Genomic DNA, 3,333 nt, shown 5'->3' on the forward strand with positions numbered 1-3,333 from the left:
GGCTTCGGCAGCGCCTTGCGGTCCAGCTTGCCATTCGGCGTCAGCGGCAACTTCTCAAGGAACAACAGATGTGCCGGCACCATATAGTCCGGCAGGTTCACTTTCAGACTGGCCTTGATCGTGTCACGCAGTAGGGATTGAGCGTCTGGGTCATTGATGCTCCCTGCATCTGTCGGGACAACATAACCAACCAACTGCTGCCCACTCGGTCCTTCCTGGGCCAACACTACCGCTTCGCGCACAACCTCCTGTTCATGCAGACGTGCTTCGATCTCGCCCAACTCAATGCGGAAACCGCGGATCTTCACCTGATGGTCTATACGACCCACGTACTCGATCACACCATCCGTGCGGTATCTGGCCAAGTCGCCTGTACGATACAGGCGGCCTCCACCTTGCTTCGAATCATCATACGAGTCAGGGATGAAACGCTCGGCTGTCAAGCCAGGACGATTCATATAACCACGGCAAAGACCCGCTCGCCCTACGTACAGCTCACCAGAACAGCCTTTGTTCACTAGGTTCTGCTGACCATCTAGTAGGTACCACGAAAGATCCGGAATCACCTCGCCAATCGGGCTGCCTACATCACTGTCAAGATCTATCAAAATCAATGGGCGATAGGTCACATGCACCGTTGTCTCGGTGATGCCGTACATGTTGATCAGTTGGGGCTGCCGATCCCCAAAACGCTCGAACCAGGGACGCAAACTTTGCAAATCCAACGCCTCGCCACCAAAAATCACATAACGAAGTGGCAGTGGTTGATCAGACTCGCATACCACATGCATCAGTTGCTTGAACGCTGACGGCGTCTGGTTCAGTACCGTGACGTGCTCCTTGCGGAGCAAGATATGGAGATCATCTGGCGAACGACTAACATCACGAGGAACGATGACTAAGCGACCGCCGTGTAACAAAGCGCCAAATAGCTCCCATACCGAAAAATCGAAAGCATAGGAGTGGAACAGGGTCCAGACGTCAGAAGCATCAAAGTGGAACCAATCGCCTGTTGCCTTGAACAGGCGTAAGACGTTGTGATGAGGCAATAACGTGCCTTTGGGTTTCCCTGTAGAGCCCGAGGTATAAATCATATAGGCCAGGTTCTCTGGCTGGATCATTACATACGGGGCTGTCTCCGCATAACCGGTCAGTGCGCTCTCCAGCGCATCCAACGCCAGAGTTTGTACCGATGCAGGGATCGGTAACTGATCCTTCAAATACCCCTGGGTCAGCAGCAGACCAATACCACTGTCCTCGATCATGTAAGCCAGACGGTCCTGCGGATACTCGGGGTCCAGCGGCACATACGCTCCACCCGCCTTCAAGATACCCAGCAGCCCCACCACCATCTCCAAGCTACGCTCAACCGCTATGCCAACTAGGACGTCCGGGCCCACACCCAACTCAATCAGCTTGCGTGCTAACCGGTTGGCTTGCTTGTCGAGCTGTTCATAGGTCAGGTGCTGATCCTCGAACACCACCGCAACTGCATCCGGTGCCTTTAGCACCTGCTCTTCGATCAACTGATGAATGCAGCGCTCGCTCGGGTACTTAGCCTCAGTATGGTTCCACTCGTACACTATTTGCTGATGTTCTTCCTCACTCAGCAACGCCAGCTCACCAATATACTGCTGTGGGTTTGCCAGAATGCTCTCCAGCAGACGAGCCCAATGACCCGCCATTCGCTCTATCGTGCCGCGTTCAAACAAAGCCGTCGCATAGCTCAACCGCGCATACAGGCCTTCCTCTGACTCATAGGTATCCAACGTCAGGTCGAACTGGGCCGTCGAACTGCCCCACGACAAACCTTCAACACTCAGTCCCGCCAGATGACGCTCATCATCCAGCATCGCTGCCTGATGGTTATACATCACTTGGAACAATGGGCTATGGCTCAGACTACGCTCAGGGTGTAGCGCCTCTACCAACTGCTCGAACGGTAAGTCCTGATGCGATTGCGCATCCAGTGCCACTCGCTTTATCTGCTGCAGCAGGTCTGCGAAACTTAAACCAATATCGAACTCAGCCTTCAGCACCTGCGTGTTGACGAAAAAACCAATCAGACACTCGGTTTCCAATCGATTACGGTTCGCAATCGGCGTACCCACACGAATATCGCTCTGACCGCTATAGCGGTGCAGCAACGTCTGGAAGCTCGCCAGCAACAGCATGAACAAGGTCACGCCCTGACCTTCTGCCAGACGTTTCAGCCCCTGATAAACCTCTGCACTCAACGGGATATCCAGGCTTGCACCTGCTTGGATTTGCACGGCAGAACGCGGATGATCCAGCGGCAACTCCAACACTGGCGGCTCACCGCCCAACTGTTTGATCCAGTAATTCAGTTGCCGTTCTTGCTCACCAGCCTCCATCCACTGCCGCTGCCAGATCGCATAGTCTGCATACTGAATCGCCAATTCCGGCAGTTGTACTTCCTTCCCTTGGCTGTAGCCCTCATAGAGCTGGACCAGTTCGTCGACCATCACCGGCATCGACCAGCCATCGGAGACAATATGGTGCAGCGTCAAGACCAGAACATACTCATCCTCGGCCAGGCCCAATAGCCTCACCCGCAAGAGCGGACCGCTTTCCAAGTCGAACGGTTTCTGTATCTCATCCTCAACATACGCCTTGAGCTGCTCGTCAGAGATCGATTTTTGCTCATCAATGGTGAGTTGGAAATCCAATCCATCATGAATGATCTGGATCGCCTGCTCAGCCTCCTGGCGAAAGGTCGTGCGTAACGGCTCATGACGCTTGATCAGCGATTTAAAAGCCTGTTGTAGCGCTACACAGTCCAGTTGTCCTTTGAGCCTCAGAGCAGTGGGGATGTTGTACGCTGCACTGCTTGGCTCCAGTTGCCACAGGAACCACTGGCGTTGCTGCGCATAGGATGAAGGAACGAGCTCGAAATCCTGTTGCGACCTAGGAATCGGTAACTGGGCAAGACTCATACCCTTTAGCTGCAATTTAGTTAAAAATTGCTTTCGCTGTTCTAGTGGCAAATTAACAAAGCGCCGTACAAGTTCTGCCCTTTCATTAAAAGCCATTTTAAACAGTCTCCAATTCCGTCAGAAATTCTTGCAACTCATTAAAACTCTCACCATCTATAGGGAGCGCCTCTAAGATTCTCCCTGAATACTTGAGCAAATCCCCAGACGAGAACAACAACTCCAAATTTGTATCCAACCCAAGTTCAGAGTTAATACGACTTGTAACTTTAGTTGCTAAGAGCGAATGACCACCTAGCTCAAAGAAGTTGTCCGTCAGCCCCACCTTCTCAAGCTTCAGCACATCCGCCCAGATCGCCGCGATCCTCTGCTCAAGCTC

At 52.9% G+C, this 3,333-nt stretch carries 2 protein-coding genes; both read right to left on the reverse strand.

The genetic code is table 11. From position 1 onward, the window contains the following. On the reverse strand, nt 1-3,053 hold a 3,053-nt coding region (locus ACSZPK_RS26880; protein ID WP_437884668.1), incomplete at its 3' end, for an amino acid adenylation domain-containing protein. A gap of 1 nt (nt 3,054) precedes the next feature. Further along, nucleotides 3,055-3,333: phosphopantetheine-binding protein (locus ACSZPK_RS26885; protein WP_437884669.1), on the reverse strand; the 279-nt coding region annotated here is incomplete at its 5' end.

It is taken from the genome of Pseudomonas sp. LRF_L74 (assembly GCF_965644255.1).
Classification (GTDB): domain Bacteria; phylum Pseudomonadota; class Gammaproteobacteria; order Pseudomonadales; family Pseudomonadaceae; genus Aquipseudomonas.